Origin of the sequence: Streptoalloteichus hindustanus (assembly GCF_900129375.1) — a bacterium.
Taxonomy (GTDB): Bacteria; Actinomycetota; Actinomycetes; order Mycobacteriales; family Pseudonocardiaceae; genus Streptoalloteichus; species Streptoalloteichus hindustanus.
Genome location: NZ_FQVN01000001.1, coordinates 189464 through 206291 on the forward strand (window position 1 = coordinate 189464; position 16828 = coordinate 206291).

The 16828-nt window shown below is 73.8% G+C and carries 18 protein-coding genes; 8 read left to right on the plus strand and 10 right to left on the minus strand.

All coding sequences use genetic code 11. The features are described 5' to 3' along the window. Positions 1-61 precede the first annotated feature (61 nt). The gene (locus BUE43_RS00940; protein WP_143173888.1) at positions 62-742 is read right to left on the minus strand and encodes a response regulator transcription factor; all 681 of its coding nucleotides are present in this window, start codon (positions 740-742) and stop codon (positions 62-64) included. Positions 743-1030: 288 nt separating this feature from the next. Between BUE43_RS00940 and BUE43_RS00945 the strand changes: the two genes are divergently transcribed. Then, positions 1031-1609, plus strand: coding sequence for a hypothetical protein (locus BUE43_RS00945; protein ID WP_073479409.1), 579 nt, complete (start codon positions 1031-1033; stop codon positions 1607-1609). Positions 1610-1694: 85 nt separating this feature from the next. Here BUE43_RS00945 and BUE43_RS00950 read toward each other — a convergent pair whose 3' ends face one another. The 4 genes from BUE43_RS00950 to menD all read right to left on the minus strand — a co-directional run bounded on the left by BUE43_RS00950 (position 1695) and on the right by menD (position 6014). Next, positions 1695-3257: a M1 family metallopeptidase gene (locus BUE43_RS00950; RefSeq protein WP_073479410.1), complete on the minus strand. Its 1563-nt coding sequence runs from the start codon at positions 3255-3257 to the stop codon at positions 1695-1697. Between the two features lie 340 nt (positions 3258-3597). After that, positions 3598-3750: a hypothetical protein gene (locus BUE43_RS34000; RefSeq protein ID WP_159447671.1), complete on the minus strand. Its 153-nt coding sequence runs from the start codon at positions 3748-3750 to the stop codon at positions 3598-3600. Between the two features lie 116 nt (positions 3751-3866). Beyond that, the gene (locus tag BUE43_RS00955; RefSeq protein WP_073479411.1) at positions 3867-4133 is read right to left on the minus strand and encodes a SigE family RNA polymerase sigma factor; all 267 of its coding nucleotides are present in this window, start codon (positions 4131-4133) and stop codon (positions 3867-3869) included. Positions 4134-4337: 204 nt separating this feature from the next. Next, positions 4338-6014: a 2-succinyl-5-enolpyruvyl-6-hydroxy-3-cyclohexene-1-carboxylic-acid synthase gene (gene menD / locus BUE43_RS00960; protein WP_073480156.1), complete on the minus strand. Its 1677-nt coding sequence runs from the start codon at positions 6012-6014 to the stop codon at positions 4338-4340. 86 nt (positions 6015-6100) lie between these two features. Between menD and BUE43_RS00965 the strand changes: the two genes are divergently transcribed. The 4 genes from BUE43_RS00965 to BUE43_RS00980 all read left to right on the plus strand — a co-directional run bounded on the left by BUE43_RS00965 (position 6101) and on the right by BUE43_RS00980 (position 11110). Continuing rightward, positions 6101-7012 carry a 1,4-dihydroxy-2-naphthoyl-CoA synthase gene (locus BUE43_RS00965; protein WP_073479412.1) on the plus strand — a complete coding sequence of 304 codons (912 nt, stop codon included), beginning with the start codon at positions 6101-6103 and terminating at the stop codon, positions 7010-7012. Between the two features lie 41 nt (positions 7013-7053). Further along, positions 7054-8298 (plus strand): o-succinylbenzoate--CoA ligase, encoded by a 1245-nt coding sequence (gene menE, locus BUE43_RS00970; protein WP_407697087.1) that lies wholly within the window; start codon positions 7054-7056, stop codon positions 8296-8298. A gap of 197 nt (positions 8299-8495) precedes the next feature. Beyond that, positions 8496-9710: a hypothetical protein gene (locus BUE43_RS00975; protein ID WP_073479413.1), complete on the plus strand. Its 1215-nt coding sequence runs from the start codon at positions 8496-8498 to the stop codon at positions 9708-9710. Positions 9711-10240: 530 nt separating this feature from the next. Continuing rightward, complete coding sequence (locus tag BUE43_RS00980; protein ID WP_073479414.1) at positions 10241-11110, plus strand: 1,4-dihydroxy-2-naphthoate polyprenyltransferase; 870 nt, start codon at positions 10241-10243, stop codon at positions 11108-11110. A 16-nt stretch (positions 11111-11126) separates the two neighbouring features. Here the strand turns inward: BUE43_RS00980 and BUE43_RS00985 are convergent, their stop codons facing one another. Together BUE43_RS00985 and cds1 are read right to left on the minus strand one after the other, a co-directional pair. Further along, positions 11127-11597, minus strand: a complete 471-nt coding sequence (locus tag BUE43_RS00985; RefSeq protein WP_073479415.1) for a hypothetical protein — start codon at positions 11595-11597, stop codon at positions 11127-11129. Between the two features lie 48 nt (positions 11598-11645). After that, positions 11646-12728, minus strand: a complete 1083-nt coding sequence (gene cds1 / locus BUE43_RS00990; RefSeq protein WP_083959329.1) for an L-cysteine desulfhydrase Cds1 — start codon at positions 12726-12728, stop codon at positions 11646-11648. A 127-nt stretch (positions 12729-12855) separates the two neighbouring features. Here cds1 and BUE43_RS00995 point away from each other — a divergent pair, with 127 nt between their 5' ends. Then, the gene (locus BUE43_RS00995) at positions 12856-13134 is read left to right on the plus strand and encodes an early set domain-containing protein (RefSeq protein WP_073479417.1); all 279 of its coding nucleotides are present in this window, start codon (positions 12856-12858) and stop codon (positions 13132-13134) included. A gap of 6 nt (positions 13135-13140) precedes the next feature. Here the strand turns inward: BUE43_RS00995 and BUE43_RS01000 are convergent, their stop codons facing one another. Then, a complete protein-coding gene (locus BUE43_RS01000) occupies positions 13141-13638 on the minus strand; it encodes a DUF4229 domain-containing protein (RefSeq protein WP_073479418.1) in 498 nt (165 codons plus the stop codon). Positions 13639-13649: 11 nt separating this feature from the next. Then, a complete protein-coding gene (locus tag BUE43_RS01005) occupies positions 13650-14135 on the minus strand; it encodes an Lrp/AsnC family transcriptional regulator (RefSeq protein ID WP_073479419.1) in 486 nt (161 codons plus the stop codon). Positions 14136-14346: 211 nt separating this feature from the next. Here BUE43_RS01005 and BUE43_RS01010 point away from each other — a divergent pair, with 211 nt between their 5' ends. Both BUE43_RS01010 and BUE43_RS01015 read left to right on the plus strand, forming a co-directional pair. Beyond that, on the plus strand, positions 14347-14580 hold the full coding sequence (locus BUE43_RS01010) for a BldC family transcriptional regulator (RefSeq protein ID WP_073479420.1): 234 nt from the start codon (positions 14347-14349) through the stop codon (positions 14578-14580). Positions 14581-14705: 125 nt separating this feature from the next. Then, positions 14706-14885 (plus strand): hypothetical protein, encoded by a 180-nt coding sequence (locus BUE43_RS01015; RefSeq protein ID WP_073480158.1) that lies wholly within the window; start codon positions 14706-14708, stop codon positions 14883-14885. A 373-nt stretch (positions 14886-15258) separates the two neighbouring features. Here BUE43_RS01015 and BUE43_RS01020 read toward each other — a convergent pair whose 3' ends face one another. Then, a complete protein-coding gene (locus tag BUE43_RS01020) occupies positions 15259-16746 on the minus strand; it encodes a MinD/ParA family ATP-binding protein (protein ID WP_073479421.1) in 1488 nt (495 codons plus the stop codon). Between the last annotated feature and the right edge of the window lie 82 nt (positions 16747-16828).

Here is a 16828-nt window from a genome sequence, read left to right on the forward strand (position 1 = left end):
GTCCCCAGGGCAGCGCTCAGCAGGGCGGTGCTCACCAGGACGGTCGACATCGGGGCGGTCGTCACCGGGGAGCCACCAGCTTCACGCCCACGCCCCGCACGGTGTGCAGGTAGCGGGGCCGGGCCGCGCGCTCCCCGAGCTTGCGCCGCAGCCAGGACAGGTGGACGTCCAGGGTCTGGTCGTCCTGGCCGGCGGGCAGCCGCCACACCTCGGTGAGCAGGGTGGCGCGCTCCACCACCTGACCGGCCCTGGCCGCGAGGTAGGCGAGCAGGTCGAACTCCTTGCGGGTCAGGCTCAGCGGCCGGCCGTCCAACTCGGCCTCCCGGCGCCGGACGTCCACCCGCAGGCCGCCCACCTCGATCGGCCCCGGCTCCCGCGCCGGCCGGGCGCGCCGCAGCACGGCGGACAGCCGCGCGGCCAGGTGCTCGCTGGAGAACGGCTTGACCACGTAGTCGTCGGCGCCGGCGTTGAGCAGCCGGACGATCTCGGCCTCGTCGTCGCGGGCCGTGGCCACCACGACCGGGACGTCGCACACCCCGCGGATCATGCGCAGCGCGTCGCTGCCGTCCAGGTCGGGCAGGCCGAGGTCGAGCACGACGAGGTCGGGTCGGTGCGTGGTCACCGCGCGCAGGGCGTCCAGGGCGGTGCCGACCGGCACGACGACGTGACCGTGCTCCCGCAGCGCCCGCTGCACGGCGGCGCGCACCACCACGTCGTCTTCGACCAGGAGAATCGCGGGCACCCCCGTACGCTACTTCGCGTCGCGGCGGCGGGGCCAGATCGTCCTTTCCCCGGCGACCTCCGTGAATTGACATCGGCAAATATCCGTCGCCCCTTCTCCGGGACACCGGAGATTCCCCGTTCAGGAACGGGCGCGGAACGGAGCAGCCGCTGATCCCGAAATAACGGACGGTATCGGGGCAGCGGGGACGGAGCGTGGTCGAATACGCTCGTGCCCGGCCGTCGGCTCCCGGTACCGGCGGTGTTCGCCACACGTCGTCCGAGGCTTCGGACCGGCGGATGGGGGTGGGTGCGGGTGCGCGTCCGGTACGTCGCGGCGTGGCTCACGGTGACCGCGTGCGCCGTCGCCCTGTCCTGGCTGGGCGTGCGCTCGGTCTTCGGCGTCACCCTCCCGCAGCGCTTCGACCTGCACGCCGGACTCGCGGCGCCCACGCACACCGTGGTGCTCGCCACGCCCGAGGCGCCCACGTCGTCACCCCCGCCCAGTCCCACGCCGACGGCCACAGCCACCCCCGCCGCCCACACCACCACCGCGGCCCCGACCACGAGCAGCGCACGCCGGACGACGACCGAACGCACCACGCCCGCGCCGCCCCCGCTCCCGCACGAGGGGACGTGGGTGTGGGAGGGCGGTCGCCCGGTCTACCTGCGGAGCTTCCGGCTGCACGGCGGCGACGCCGGCGTCCGGTTCGGCGAGGGCGGGGTCGACGCGGTCTCGGCGACCCCGGGCAAGGGCTACTCCGCCCAGGTCGAGCGGCAGCGGCCGGATCTGGTCGTCATCACCTTCCGCTCGGCGGGCGGCACGTCCCGGCTGGAGGCCACCTGGACGGGTGGCCCCTACTGGCGGGTGACCGAGACCGCCGGGTGAGCCCGCCACCTCCCCGAACGCGGGCCGCCCGCCCGGTTCGGTGAACCGGGCGGGCGGCCGGAAGGCGCGACGGTCGTGCTGCCGCTCACTTGTGCGCGCTGTGCGCGCTGTGCAGCGTCTCGTGGGTCGCGCGGATCTTGTCGGCCGACTTCGGCTTGGCCGGCAGGGCCGCCGTGGTGTCGCCCGCGGCCGCCGCCGCGAACTGGCCGGCGGCGAGGGCCGCGCTGGCCGCCACCCCGCTCTGCGCGCCCACCTGGGGCTTACCCTTGGTGAACAACCAGGTCTCGAAGAGCTTCCCGAGCTTCTTGCCGGAGATCTTCTCGGCGTGCGCGATGAACTCCTCGATCGTGCCGTTCTGGTACTTCTTCTGGGCGACCCAGCTCTTGATGGTCGAGAAGAACGCCTGGTCGCCCACCTCGGTGCGCAGCGCGTGCAGCGTCATCGCCCCGCGGTCGTACACCGCGTTGTGGAAGACCTGCTTCGAGCCCGGGTCACCGGGCAGGACCTGCCAGAACGGGTCGTCGGCCGGGCGACGGCCGTACTCGTAGTCGAACAGCTGCTGCGCGGTGCCCTCGCCCTTGGCCTCCGACCACAGCCACTCGGAGTAGGTGGCGAAGCCCTCGTTCAGCCAGACGTTGCGCCAGGTCTGCACCGACACCGAGTCGCCGAACCACTGGTGGGCGTTCTCGTGCACGACCACGTACATGTTGGCGCCGTTGCGGAAGAACGCCGGGCTGTAGGTCGGCCGGGTCTGGTTCTCCAGCGCGAAGCCCAGCCCCTCCTTCGGCACGACGCCGCCCTGCGCCTCGAACGGGTAGTCGCCGTACAGGCCGACCAGGAACTCGACCGCCTCCGGCGTGCGCTCGATGCTCGCCTTGGCCGCGCCCTCGATCTCGCCGAGGCCCTCGGAGTAGGCGGTGACGAACGGCTGCCCGTTGTACCCGGTCTTGGTGTTGATCTCGTACTGGCCGACCGCCAGGAAGGCCAGGTAGGTGGCCATCGGCTTGGTGCTCCGCCAGTTCCAGCGCGTCCAGCCGTACTTGGTGGGGTTGCTCTTGAGCACGCCGTTGGACAGCACCTCGGTGCCCTCCGGCACCGCGACGGAGATGTCGAACGTGGCCTTGTCCGTCGGGTGGTCGTTGCCCGGGAACCACCACGACGAGATGTGCGGCTCGTCGATCGCCACCGCGCCGTCGGAGGTCCTGCGCCACGCGGTCGTGCCGTCGACCTTCACGTTCGACGGGGTGTCGGCGTAGTCGACGACGATCGTCAGCAGGCTGCCGCGCCGCAGCGTGGTGGCCGGCGTGACCTGCAACTCCTTGCCCTGCTGGGTGAAGGTCCGCACCGGGGTGCCGTTGACCCGAATGGAGTTGACCTTGAGCGCGAAGTCCAGGTTGAACCGGGTGAGGTCCTGCGTCGGCTTCGCCACGATGGTCGTCGTGCCCTCAAGCCGGTCGTCCGAGGGCTGGTACTTCAGGCGGATGTCGTAGTGGGCGACGTCGTACCCGCCGTTGCCGTCGGTGGGGAAGTACGGGTCCCCGACGCCCGCCGAGCCCGGCCCCTCGGTCCCAGCGCCCGCCGGCAACGCCAGCAGGGCGAGTGCGCAGGTCGCCGCGGCGGCGACGCGAAGGGTGTTTCTCACGGCCACGTGCTGAACCTCCCAGTCAGCCGAATGCGTGCGGCCGAACGTATCGAGGCCCCTCCCCGGCCGCCACCCTCCGTACGTTGGGGGTCACGGCGTGGAACGGCGCTGGTCAACGCCGGTGTCGGCACCCGGCCCGGAGCCGTCGGCGGACGTGCACCCGTCGGAGGTTGCGCTCGGAGCGACCGGCCGACGAGCCACTTCACCCCGTTTCTTGCGCAGCGTAGGACAACGTGACCCACGGTGACGAAACGGCAGAGTCGCAGTCGAGCGCGGTCGCCGCCAGCCCCACCCGTCCGGGCGACCGGACCGCGGGGACGGGACAGCACACGTCTCCCGTCGGTCGTCAACGCTGCTCGGTGAAACCCTCCGGCACGGGCGCGACGAGCTTCTCCAGGTTGTCCGGCGTCGGCTTCAGCCACTCCAGGTCCGACGGGCGTTCCCACCCACCGCCCTGCTGGCGCTCCCCGCGCACCGGCAGACAGGTCTCCCGGTCCACTCAGAACCCGATCGGGGGAGCGGCCTTCTGCTGGAGGTCACCGGCCTCCGGCGCGCCACCACCGGGTGTCAGAGCGACCAGACCGACGACGAGCGCGATCGCGACCGGCGCTGCGGTCAGGACGGCACGCCGGGCCGCGATGCGCCGGGCGTAGCGCCGGCCCACCGTCGGCAACAGGGTGGGGGCACGTACGCGTCGGGCTGCTCCCTGACCCGATGCCACCGCATCGCGGTCCGCAGCAACGCGGTCTGGAGCAGGTCCTCCGCGTGCCCGCGGTCGTTGACCAGCAGGAAGGCCAGGCGGAGGAGCCCGGCCGACCGCGCGGTGACGAACTCCTCGAAGTCGGCGTCCAACCGCCTGCCGACATGTCGTCCGAAGAACACAGCCTGGATGAACGCCGTCCCGCCGGGGGCGGTTGTCGTGCCCGCCGAAGAAGTGGGACGAGGAGGAGTGACAAGCGTCTCGGCGGGGGCCGCCACCCGTGGATCCACGAGGTGACAGCGGCCGCCGCCCTCACGTCGCTCCCGGCGCCTCTGATCGGACTTCGGGCGGTCGGACGAGGCGCGCGGCCCCGGTCACGCCGGTGTTCAGCCGAGCAGGGCGGCGCGGACCGAGGCCCGCACCCGCTGGTGCAGCTCCCGGAGATGGGCGCGGTCCGTGCGCACCTCGACCACCCGCAGGCCCGGCGCGGGCCGCAAGGCGGTCCGCAGCTCCTCCTGCGTGGTGGCCGTGACGTGCGGCACGCCGTGCGCCGCGCACAGCGCGGACAACTGGACGCCGTGCGGCGTGCCGAAGACCCGCTCGAACGAGCCGGCGTGCTCGGGAGCACCCTGTTCGAGCAGCGAGAAGATGCCGCCGCCGTCGTCGTTGAGCACGACGATCGTCAGGTCGGGCCGGTCCTCGTCCGGGCCGATCAACAGCCCGTTGCTGTCGTGCAGGAAGGTCAGGTCGCCGAGCAGGGCGTAGGCCGGCCCGCGATGGCCGAGCGCGGCGCCCACCGCGGTGGAGACCATGCCGTCGATGCCGGCCACCCCGCGGTTGCGGAGCATGAGCACGTCGGGCCGGGGGTGGGCGGCCAGCGCGACGTCGCGGGTCGGGTTCGACGAGCCCAGGACGAGCAGGGCGCCCGAGGGCAGGGCGTCGACGACCGTGCGGGCCACGTGCAGCCCGGTCGGCCACGGCTGCTCGTCGAGCGCGGCGTGCAGGGCGACGCTCGCCGCCTTCTCGGCCGCCTGCCAGGCCGCCAGCCACTCCGGGTCGCGGTCGCCGAACGGCGCGCCGAGGGCCTGGCCGACCTCGCGGACGTCGTGGCCGGGCGCCGGCCAGTCGTTGCCGTCGTGCACCAGGTAGACGTCCACGCCCGGGTCGGCCAGCAGCCGCTGGACCTGCCGGAACACCGTGGGCCGCCCCACGCACACCACCTGGTCGGGGTGGTGTTCGGCCAGGAACTCGTCGATGCCGAGCAGCCACGCGCCGGCGCTGATCGCGTTCGGACCGCCGAGGCCGACCCCGCCGGACTCGGACAACACCGGCCAGCCGTGCTCCTCGGCCCAGCGCACGGCCAGCCGGGGGTGCCCCTCGCAGACCAGCACCACGCCCCGCCCCTCGCCCGGGCAGACCAGGCTCGGGGCGGCGAAGTGGTCAGTCACCTCGGTCCAGGGCAGACCCTCGCGGCGTCCGGCCAGCGACTCGCACCAGTCACCCTCGGCCCCGTCGGGCACGAGCGGGTCGCGGAACGGCATGTTCAGGTGCACCGGGCCGGCCGTGGTCCACCAGTCGCCCCGCGCCGCGTGCCAGGCGCGACACACCTCACTGCGCCAGTAGGCGTTCTGCCCCTTCCGGCGCTCCGCGACGGCCAGCTCGGCGAACAGCCGGACCGCGTCGCCGTAGAGGCGGTGCTGGTCGACGACCTGGTTGGCGCCGGCCGCGCGCAGCTCGGGCGGCCGGTCGGCGGTGAGCACGATCAGCGGCACGCCGGAGCGGTCGGCCTCCAGCACCGCGGGGTGGAAGTTGGCGGCCGCGGTCCCGGAGGTGCAGCACACCACCACCGGCTGGCGGCTCTGGGCGGCGATGCCGAGCGCGAGGAACGAGGCGCTGCGCTCGTCGATGCGCACGTGGAGCCGGAGTCGACCGGCTTCGGCCGCCTCGTGCAGGGCGAACGAGAGCGGGGCGTTGCGCGATCCCGGGCTCAGCACGACGTGACGCACGCCGTTGCGCACCAGCTCGTCGACGACGACCCGGGCCTGCGCCGTGGAGGGATTCACCGGCACCACCCCGTGCCGACGGACCACCGGTGGGCCGGTGGTGGCGCGGCGACAAGAGTGGAGGACACACCCCTATCCTCGCAGGCGTGCCAGAGCCGCAGGTCTCCGAGCTGTTCGACCCCGCCGCGTGGAAGCCGGTCGAGGGGTTCGACTTCACCGACATCACCTACCACCGCGCGGTGGACCAGGGCACGGTGCGCATCGCGTTCGACCGCCCCGAGGTCCGCAACGCGTTCCGCCCGCACACGGTGGACGAGCTGTACCGGGCGTTGGACCACGCCCGGATGAGCCCGGACGTGGGCTGCGTGCTGCTCACGGGCAACGGCCCGTCGCCCAGGGACGGCGGCTGGGCGTTCTGCTCGGGCGGCGACCAGCGCATCCGCGGCCGGGACGGGTACCGGTACGCCAGCGGTGAGACGGGCGACACGGTCGACCCGGCCCGCGCCGGCCGGCTGCACATCCTGGAGTGCCAGCGGCTGATCCGGTTCATGCCCAAGGTGGTCATCGCGGTGGTGCCCGGCTGGGCCGCCGGCGGCGGGCACAGCCTGCACGTGGTGTGTGATCTCACACTGGCCAGCGCCGAGCACGCCCGGTTCAAGCAGACCGACGCCGACGTGGGCAGCTTCGACGGCGGCTACGGCTCCGCCTACCTGGCCCGGCAGGTCGGCCAGAAGTTCGCGCGGGAGATCTTCTTCCTCGGCCGCGCCTACTCGGCCGAGGAGATGCACCGCATGGGCGCGGTGAACGCGGTCGTCCCGCACGCGGAGCTGGAGACCACCGCCCTGGAGTGGGCGCGGGAGATCAACGGCAAGTCGCCGACCGCACAGCGCATGCTCAAGTACTCGTTCAACCTGATCGACGACGGGCTGGTCGGGCAGCAGCTCTTCGCCGGCGAGACGACCCGGCTGGCCTACATGACCGACGAGGCCGTCGAGGGTCGTGACGCCTTCCTGGAGAAGCGCGCGCCGGACTGGTCGCGCTACCCGTACTACTACTGACGCCCCGGTTGACCAGGATCGTGGCGCCCGAAGCCCGTGAGCTGCGCCCGCTGCCGGTTCCGACCGGCGGCGGCGCGCTGCTGCTGCCACCGCTGCGGCGGGCGCTCGCCGGCGAGGGGCCGGCGGTGCTGCCCGTGCCCGCCGACGACCCGGTGACGGCCGAGCGCCTGGTGGCGGCGTTGTGCGCCGGCCCGCTGACCCCGGCCGAGCACGGCGCCGACGCGGCCGACGGCCCGACGGCGCTGGTCGTGGCGACCTCGGGCTCCACGGGAGAGCCCAAGGGCGTCCTGCTGCCGGCCGGGGCGCTGCGCGCCTCCGCCGAGGCCACCCACGCCCGGCTGGGCGGGCCGGGCCACTGGCTGCTCGCGTTGCCCGCCTGGTCGGTCGCAGGGACGCAGGTCCTCGTCCGGTCGCTGACCGCGGAGACCGAGCCCGTGGTGATGGACACCTCGGGTGGCTTCCGGCCGCCCGGCTTCGCCGAGGCCGCCGCACCGCTGCTGGCCCGAGCGGGCCGGCACTACACGTCCCTGGTGCCGACGCAGCTCGCTCGACTGCTCGCCGAGGGCGGCTCCGGTCTCGCGGCGCTGCGGGCCTTCGACGCCGTGCTGCTCGGCGGCGCGGCGACACCTCCGGCGCTGCTGGACCGGGCGGAGAGCGCCGGCGTGCGCGTTGTCACCACCTACGGGATGAGCGAGACCAGCGGCGGCTGCGTGTACGACGGCGTCCCCCTGGACGGGGTGCGCGTGCGGCTCGCGGACGGGGCCGGCGGGTCGGCGGCCGACGGCGCCGCCGCCCCCGACGGGCGAGTCGGCCGGATCGAGCTGGGTGGGCCGGTGGTGGCTCGGGGTTACCGCGGCCGGGCCGACCTGACCGCCGCCGCCTTCGGCGACCCCCGGGACGGGTGGTTCCGCACGAGTGATCTCGGGCGACGCGGCGTGAACGGGCGGTGGGAGGTCCTCGGCCGGGTGGACGACCTGGTCAACACCGGCGGCGTGAAGGTCGCGCCGATCCTGGTGGAGCGGGTGCTCGCCGCGCAGCCGGGGGTGCTGGAGGCGTGCGTGGTCGGCGTGCCGGACCCGGAGTGGGGGCAGGCCGTGGCGGCCGCGGTCGTCCCGGTGGACCCGGCGGCCCCGCCGAGCGCGGACGCCCTGCGCGGCACGGTGCGGGAACAGGTCGGCCGAGCCGCGACACCGAAACGGGTGACGTTCGTTCGGGCGCTTCCGCTCCGTGGACCGGGCAAGGTTGATCGCACCGCGGTACGCACGCTTTTCGCCCCATCGAAGTAACCAGTCCGGGTGATCGACAACCTATTCTGTCGCTTTGCGCACCGAAAGCGACGGGCGTTTTCCGCATTCCGTGTCCCCCGGAACGCGGCCCGAGTTGCCGTTTCCGGACCCCGGGATTCTCCTGACCAATGGTCGGAGACGCCCGGCTCGACCGGGCTTCCGACGGTCCTGATACCGGAGAAACGGAGCCGTCTGCCATGCGAGTCGTTGTTGTGCCATGGCGTCGTCTGCTCCCCGCACTGGTGGTCGGCGCGCTCGCGCTCCCGGTCTCACCGCCGGCCGCCTCGGCGGCGTCCAGCTGGGTCGTCGACCTGTCCGGAGTCGACCGCGACGACAGCGACGTCGTCGTCGAGCGGGGAACGGTGCGGTTGGCCGGCCACGGCCGGTCGGACGTCGGCGCCCCTCCACAGCGGCGCACCGGCGTCCTGGTCCTCGCACCACGTCGGCTCGCCACGCCGGTCAACCGGGTGGCCGCCGACCTGACCGGGGCCGTGCCGCCCGGCGCCGAACTGGCCGTCGACGTCCGGGGGCGGCGGCGGGACGGCCGGTGGACGGAGTGGGTCGAGGCGCGGCCGGGCCAGCCCGCGGCGCTCGCCACACCCACCACCACCGTCCAGGCCCGGGCGGTGCTGTCCGCCGCGCCCGGCGGGGCCGGTCCGGAGCTGCGCCAACTGCGGCTCAGCGGCGACACCGAGCCGGACGCCGAGGCCGCGCCCCCCGAACCCGAGGGGGACAAGCCGGCGGCGCCCGCGTCGTTCCGGGTCTACGCCACCCGCGAGGGGCTGGTCGGCGGCAAGACCGCGAACGGCCACATCATCGTCGACCGCGACCACTTCGTGGCCCTCCCGTCACGCCGCGGGCTGGCCCCCAGGGACACCGGGGACTACACGGTGAGCGCCTGCGCGGACAACGGGCGCTGCGAGTGGGCGCCGGTGTGGGACGTGGGCCCGTGGAACACCAAGGACGACCACTGGAACGCCGAGCGCGAGATGTGGCAGGACCTCCCCCGGGGCCTGCCCCAGGCCCAGGCCGCGTACGAGGACGGCCACAACGGGGGGAAGGACCAGTTCGGGCGCACCGTGCGCAATCCGGCGGGCATCGACCTGGCGGACGGCATGTTCTGGGACGGGCTGCGGCTGACGGCGAACGAGTGGGTCACCGTCACCTACGTGTGGACCGGCACGGGTCCGGTCGGCACGGTGAACGGCGACGACGTGATCACGGTGCACAGCAAGCCGCAGGTCACCGCCGAGACCGAGAACGGCATGGCCACGCCGCGCGCGCAGGTTCCGCTGGAGTGCGAGACCACGGGTGAGTTCGCCGACGGCACCACCAAGTGGTTCCGCGTGGGCCAGGACCGGTTCGTCCCCAGGGGGCGGGTCGACGTCACCGCGGAGATCCCGCCCTGCTGACCCCGACCCGGCGGGCGCCCGGGGCATCCCTCCCCCGGGCGCCCGCCGCACCAACCCTGCCCGTGCCCGTGGCTGTGGCTGTGGCTGTGGCCGTGGCCGTGGCCGTGGCCGTGGCCGTGGCCGTGGCCGTGGCCGTGAGCCACGAAATCAGCGGCCAAAACCGACAGCAGCCCGCAGATCGGGCTACCCCTGCCGTCAAATTCGTCCAAAACGGTGTTATGTGGGGGAACCCCCTATTTCATGGTCCCGCGTGAATTGCGGCGGGGGCAAGGCCCGGGTCGGGGGTTCCGGCGGGGCCGCCGCCGGCCCGACGGCGAGCCGGGCCGGCCGCGCGAGCGCGGAATTCATGATCACCGCAGGGGGCGGTCGTGGGGTCCGGCCCCGAGCGACAGCACCGAACTTCTTCGGTTTTCCCACTCCCATTCCCGCGCGCCGCGCCCCGCGCCGACGACCGGACCCCGGACCGCCGCCGGAGGCCGAGCGACGGGGGCGCGGGACGGGCCCACCCGGCGATGTCGCAGGATGTCCCCATGGCGACGGTGGCACAGTGGATCGAAGGCGCGCGGGTGCGCACGTTGCCCAACGCCATCGCTCCGGTCGTGGTCGGTGTCGGTGTGGCGGCCGGGCTCGGCGCGTTCGTCTGGTGGAAGGCCGCGCTCGCGCTGCTCGTCTCGCTCGCGCTGATCGTCGGCGTGAACTACGCGAACGACTACTCCGACGGCATCCGGGGCACCGACGACAACCGGGTCGGCCCGCTGCGGCTGGTCGGCTCGGGCGTCGCGAAGCCGCGCGCCGTCCTCACGGCGGCGTGGTCCAGCTTCGGGATCGCGGCGGTCGCGGGCGCCGCGCTCGTCGTCGCCTCCGGCCAGTGGTGGTTGTTCGGCGTCGGCGCGCTCTGCGTCGCCGGCGCGTGGTTCTACACCGGCGGCAAGCGCCCGTACGGCTACGTCGGGCTGGGCGAGATCGCCGTCTTCGTGTTCTTCGGGCTCGTGGCCGTGCTCGGTACGGTCTACGTCCTCGCGGGACGGGTCACCGGGGTGGCCGTGGGCGCGGCGGTGGCCGTGGGCTGCTTCTCCTGCGGCGTGCTGGTGGCCAACAACCTGCGCGACATCCCCACCGACAAGGAGGTGGGCAAGCGCACGCTCGCCGTCCTGCTCGGCGACCGGGACACCCGCGCCCTCTACACCGCGCTGGTGGTCATCCCGTTCCTGCTGACCGTCCTCATCGGGCTGCGGGAGCCGCTGGCGCTGACCGCGCTGGTCGCGGTGGCGCTGGTGGTGCCCGCCCTGCGCCGGGTCCTGCGCGGCTTCACCGGCCGCGCGTTGATCCCGGTCCTGCGCGACACCGGGCTGGCGATGCTGGTCTGGTCGGTGGCCACCGGCGTCGCGCTCGCGCTCTGAGCACGCGCCTCCCGGCTCAGCGCGGTTCGCGGCGCACGCCGTAGACCACGCCGAGCACGACGGGCACCAGGACCGCGAGCGGCACGCCGACCCGGAAGCCCAGGGACCTGGTCTTCGTGTGCAGGCCGATCGAGCTCCCGGTGTAGGCCTTGGCGTCCACGTCGCAGGAGATCCACGCCGGGCCGCCGAACCAGGGGTTCAGCTCGACCCCGGCGCCGCCCCTGGCGGCGACCGCGACGTCCCGCTGGTAGTCCTTCTCCGGCCGGACCAGGCACGTGCCGGGCCGGCTGCCCAGCCCCTCCAGGAGCAGGTCGCCCCCGCCCCACCGGTACTCGTGCTTCTCCCCCGGGCTGGAGGCGGGGATGCGGGAGCCGCCGAAGGCTCCCGACGCCCACACGCCGATGGCGCCGAACGCGATCACGACCGCGATGGCGAACAGCAGGTACCCCCGGGGAGTGACCCGCGCCAGCCACGTTCTCGTGCTCATTCCGCCAACTCTCCCACGGTCGGGTGACCGGCCGGCGACGTGTGCGGATCAGCTCCGCCACTCACCCGTGCGGTGGAAGTGGCCGAGGGTGTCCAGGGACGGGGCGAGGTCGATCCCCTCGCCGCGCACCCACGCGTCGTCGTAGTAGGTGTTGGCGTACCGTTCGCCCCCGTCGCAGAGCAGGGTGACGACACTGCCCGTCCGCCCCGCTCCGCGCATCTCGGCCACGAGCTGGAACACGCCCCACAGGTTGGTGCCGGTCGACCCGCCCACCCGGCGGCCCAGCACCCGCTCGGCGTGCCGGATCGCGGCGAGCGAGCCGGCGTCCGGGACCTTGATCATCCGGTCGATGACCGCCGGCAGGAACGACGGCTCCACCCGGGGCCGGCCGATGCCCTCGATGCGCGAGCCCCGCTCGCCGGTGCGGCGCGGGTCGTCCTCCCGCCAGGCGTCGAAGAACACCGAGTGCTCGGGGTCGACGACGGCGAGGCGGGTCCGGTGGCGCCGGTAGCGGACGAACCGGCCGATGGTCGCGCTGGTGCCCCCGGTCCCGGCGCCGACCACGATCCACGTCGGCTCGGGGTGCGGCTCCATGGCCATCTGCTCGAAGATCGCCTCGGCGATGGTGTTGTTGCCGCGCCAGTCCGTCGCCCGCTCCGCGTGTGTGAACTGGTCCATGAAATGGCCCCGCAGCTCGGCGGCCAGCCGGCGGGACTCGTCGTAGATCGCCCCCGGCGCGTCCACGAAGTGGCAGCGGCCGCCCTGCCGCTCGATCAGGGCGACCTTCTCCCGGCTCGTCGAGCGGGGCATGACCGCGATGAACGGCAGCCCGAGCATGCGCGCGAAGTACGCCTCGGACACCGCGGTGGATCCGGAGGACGCCTCGATCACCGGGGTGCCCTCGACGATCCAGCCGGTGCAGAGCGCGTGGAGGAACAGCGAGCGGGCCAGGCGGTGCTTGAGCGAGCCGGTCGGGTGGGTCGACTCGTCCTTGAGGTAGAGGTCGATCCCCCATTCGGGGGGCAGCGGATAGCGCAGCAGATGCGTGTCCGCGCTCCGGTTGGCGTCGGCCAGGATCACCCGAACGGCTTCACTGACCCAGTCTCGCGTCGGCTCGCAGCACCGGTCCACCTGCACGAAACCGCAGCGTAGTCGCTGTTCACCCTCCTCCGAGCCGGTGGTTTGCCCGCGCGTCCCCCGTGCGCCGGGCCAGCCCCGCCCGGATCATGGGCCTGACCTCGTCCGAAAGGAGGAAGAAGTGATCCGGAAGACGCAGCAGCGAGACGGGCGTGTGCGCATCACCTTCGTGCTGCCGGTGGGCGAGCCCGACGGTCCGGTCAGCGTCGTCGGGTGCTTCAACGACTGGACGCCGGGGGAGCACGAGCTGCGCCGGCGCTCGAACGGGACCAGGTCCACCACCGTCACGGTGGACCAGGGCAGTCGGCTGCGGTTCCGCTACCTGGGCCCGAACGGCCACTGGTTCGACGACGAGCACGCCGACGACCGGGACGGCCAGGACAACCTCGTGCAGGCCTGACGGGTCCTAGCGGACGCCGTCGCCGCCCGTCGCGCCGCCGTCGGCCGACCGGTCACCCCGGGGTCGGTCGGCGCCCTCGTCGTGCCCTGGACCGGCCTCCCCGGCCGCCGCCCGGCGGTCCCCGCCGGGCCCGGCCGACCCGCCGGCCCGGTCGGCCTCGCCGACCTCGTCCCTCGGCCGCTCGCCCCGGAGCTGGGCCCGCAGCCGCTCCCGCTCGGAGCGCCGACGCGCGCCGGCCGCGGCCAGGCTCGTCGTCGCCCGGGCCCGCAGGCCGCGGAACAGCAGCAACGACAGGGGCAGGCCGAGCACGAGCGCGACCACGAGGGACACGAGCAACGGCACCCGGACGAGGACCAGCACGGCCGTCACGACGGCGACCAGCGCCAGCCGGGCGAGCGAGTAGAGCGCGACGTCGCGGGCCGCCTGGCCACGCGTCGCACTGCCGTCCCCGGTGCCGGTGTCGCGTGCGCCTCCGGGGCGCGAGGTGTCGTCGTGGGAGGTCACGAACGCTGAGGCTACGCGCCCGACTTGTCCGGGACGGCCGGGGGCGGCGCCGGCTCCGGCGCGTTCGGCCGGCCCTCGAACCGGGTGGACAGCACGACGGTGGTGCGGGTCCTGGCCACGCCGTGGATCCGGCGCAGCCGGCCCAGCGAGCGCTCCAGCTCGTCCACCGTGGCCACCCGGATCTTCACCACGAACGCCTCGTCGCCCGCCACCGCGTAGCAGGACTCGACCTCGGGGAGTTCGCCGAGCGCGGCGGCGATCTCGTCGTCGTCGCCGGTGTCGGTCGGCTGGATGCCGACCAGCGCGGTGACGCCCAGTCCCACCGAGGGCGGGTCCACCACCGCGTGGTAGCCGGTGATCACCCCCGAGGACTCCAGCTTGCCGACCCGCTCGTGCACCGCGGAGGCCGACAGGCCCACCTGGCGCCCGAGATCGGCGTAGGTGGCCCGGCCGTTGGCCCGCAGCGCCGCGATGATCTGGCGGTCCACAGCGTCCATGCCGCCTAGTGTCGCGTACCGCACACCGGAGCCCTCCGCTGGCCGCGTCCCGCCACGCGCGGGAGCGAACTCGCTGGTGGGAACCTGACCGAAGTGGGCGTTTCATCCCTTACCGACCCTTTACCTCCAGCCAAGCGTTCGAGTACCTGGCGGGTGCGGTGTCACGATGCGACCGGAACGCCGGAATCACGGCTGGTAAGAGGAGGGCAACGTGACCGCGTCCATCCAACAGAACCGCCAGCAGGTCTCCGAGCGGCTGCTGACCCCGGGCGAGGTGGCCTCGCTGTTCCGAGTCGACCCGAAGACGGTGACCCGCTGGGCCACCGCGGGCCGCATCGGATCGATCCGCACACCCGGGGGGCACCGCCGGTTCCGGGAGTCCGAGGTGCAGGCGCTGCTCGCGACGCTGACCACCGAGGCCAGTCACCCGGTCGACACCCGCTGACCCCGCGCCGCCCGTGCGACGCGATGGGCGAACCCGACACCGCGAACCGTGCGAATCGGGCTAACCTCAACGGGGGTGGGGAAGCTCTCCCCGCCCCCGAGGGGCGCGCGAAGGAGGTGGGCGCGGTGCTGTACCTGCTCGCGGTGATCGGCGCGGCGACCGTCGGCATCCTGATGTGGCGGGCCTTCGGCCCGAGCACCCTGCCACCGCGGTCGACCCGCCGGGCGCCGGTCGCCCCCGACGACGACCCCGAGTTCCTGCGCAAGCTCGACGAACGGGTGCGGCGCCGGGACGAGGACCAGTAGCCGCGGCTCACCGCCCGGCGACGATCTCCGAGCGATCCGGAACGACCCGGAACAACACTGAACGAGCAGCTCAGGCGGGCCAGGACGGCCGGGCTCGACCCGGTCACCGCGAGGCCCGATCCTCGCGTGGCGCTCCCCCGCCCTGACGCCGCCCCGACGCGCCTTCGAACGAGTGGCCGGCCCGGCGCCGCCCCGCGCATCAGGTGATTCAAGCCGGCGCCTCGTGCCGTCACGCCCCCGCGCCACTCCGGCTCCCCGTCCACCCCGTGATCCGGGGACGGAGACCTTCCCCACACTGACGTCACCACCCGGTCGGGACTCGGTCAGGCGAGAGCCCGCCGGGCGGGGATCCGTTTACCGAACGATTACCGGGTCACTGGGTCCGACCCCGGGCGCTGGCGTGCGGGAAGTCGTCGGCCACGGTGGCCGCGAGCTCCAGCAGGGCCAGCCGGGTGGCCGGGGCCAGCCGGTCCAGCTCGATCTCCGCGCCCTCCTCCAGGTGCGGGTCGAACGGGATGCGGCAGACCGCGCGGCAGCGCGCCGCGAAGTGCTGCGCCAGCTTGTCCAGGTCGACCTTGCCCGAGCCGGGGCGCACCGAGTTGATCACCGCGACCGACCGGGACACCAGATCCCGGTAGCCGTGCGCGTCCAGCCAGTCCAGGGTGGCCGAGGCGCTGCGCGCGCCGTCCACCGATCCGGACGACACGATCACCAGCGAGTCGGCCAGCTCCAGGACGCCCTTCATGGCGGAGTGCATCAGACCGGTGCCGCAGTCGGTGAGCACGATGTTGTAGAAGTGCTCCAGCAGCTCGACCGTGCGCCGGTAGTCCTGCTCGCTGAACGCCTCGGACACCGCCGGGTCCTGCTCGCTGGCGAGCACCTCCAGCCGGCTCGGCCCCTGCGAGGTGTAGGCGCGGATGTCGCTGTACTTGCGGACCCGGCTGGCGTCGCGCAGCAGGTGCCGCACGGTGGCCGTGGTCTCCAGCGGGATCTTCTGCGCCAGCGTCCCCCGGTCGGGGTTGGCGTCCACCGCGATCACCCGGTCGCCGCGCAGCGACGAGAACGTCGAGCCGAGCGTGGTGGTGGTCGTCGTCTTGCCGACGCCGCCCTTCAGGCTCAGCATCGCGATCTTGTAGCACCCGTGCAGCGGCTGGTTGATCCGCGCGATCAACTCCCTGCGGTGCAGGTCGGCCGAGCTCTCGCCGAGGTTGATCGCCCGCCCGCTCGCCATGTACACGGCGCGGCGCCAGCCGGACTGCGGCGGGCGCTTGCCCTGCTTGATCAGCTGCGACGAGGACAGGTCCTGCTGGGTGGGCCGGCCGCCCTGCTGCGGCTGCTGCCCCGGCGGCGCGACCGGCGCGCCGGCCTGCGGAACACCGGCCTGGGGGACGCCGGCCTGGTAGTAGCCGGGCTGCGCCACCTGCTGCTGGGGCCCGGAGGCGTGCTGCTCCACGTAGTACGGCCCGGACGCGTGCGGGTCGACCGGGTAGGGGCCGGACTGCGCGCCGGGGACCTGGTGCGGACCGGACGGCCCACCCGCCACCGGGTACGGCCCCGACGGGCCGCCGGCCACCGGGTAGGGGCCGGAGGCGCCGCCGCCGACCTGGTACGCGCCCGAGTGGCCGCCACCGACCTGGTACTGACCGGAGCTGGACGGATCGGCGTACAGCGGAGCCGACTGCTCCACCGGGCGCCCCGTCGCGTCCACCGGGTACGGGCCGGACGGACCGCCGGCCACCTGGTGCCGCCCCGAGGCCGACGGATCGACGCGACCCGCGCCCGACGGGTCCGGCTGTTGCGCCGGCGTCGCGCCGGGCTGCTGCCACTGCCGGCCTTCGGGCTCCTCGTAGCGTCCGGTCACCGCTGGAGTCCTCCCCCTTGGGCGTTTCCTGTCGCGACCGGAAGGTAGTGCCAGCACCGCCGCCGAGTCGACCTGGGGTCGG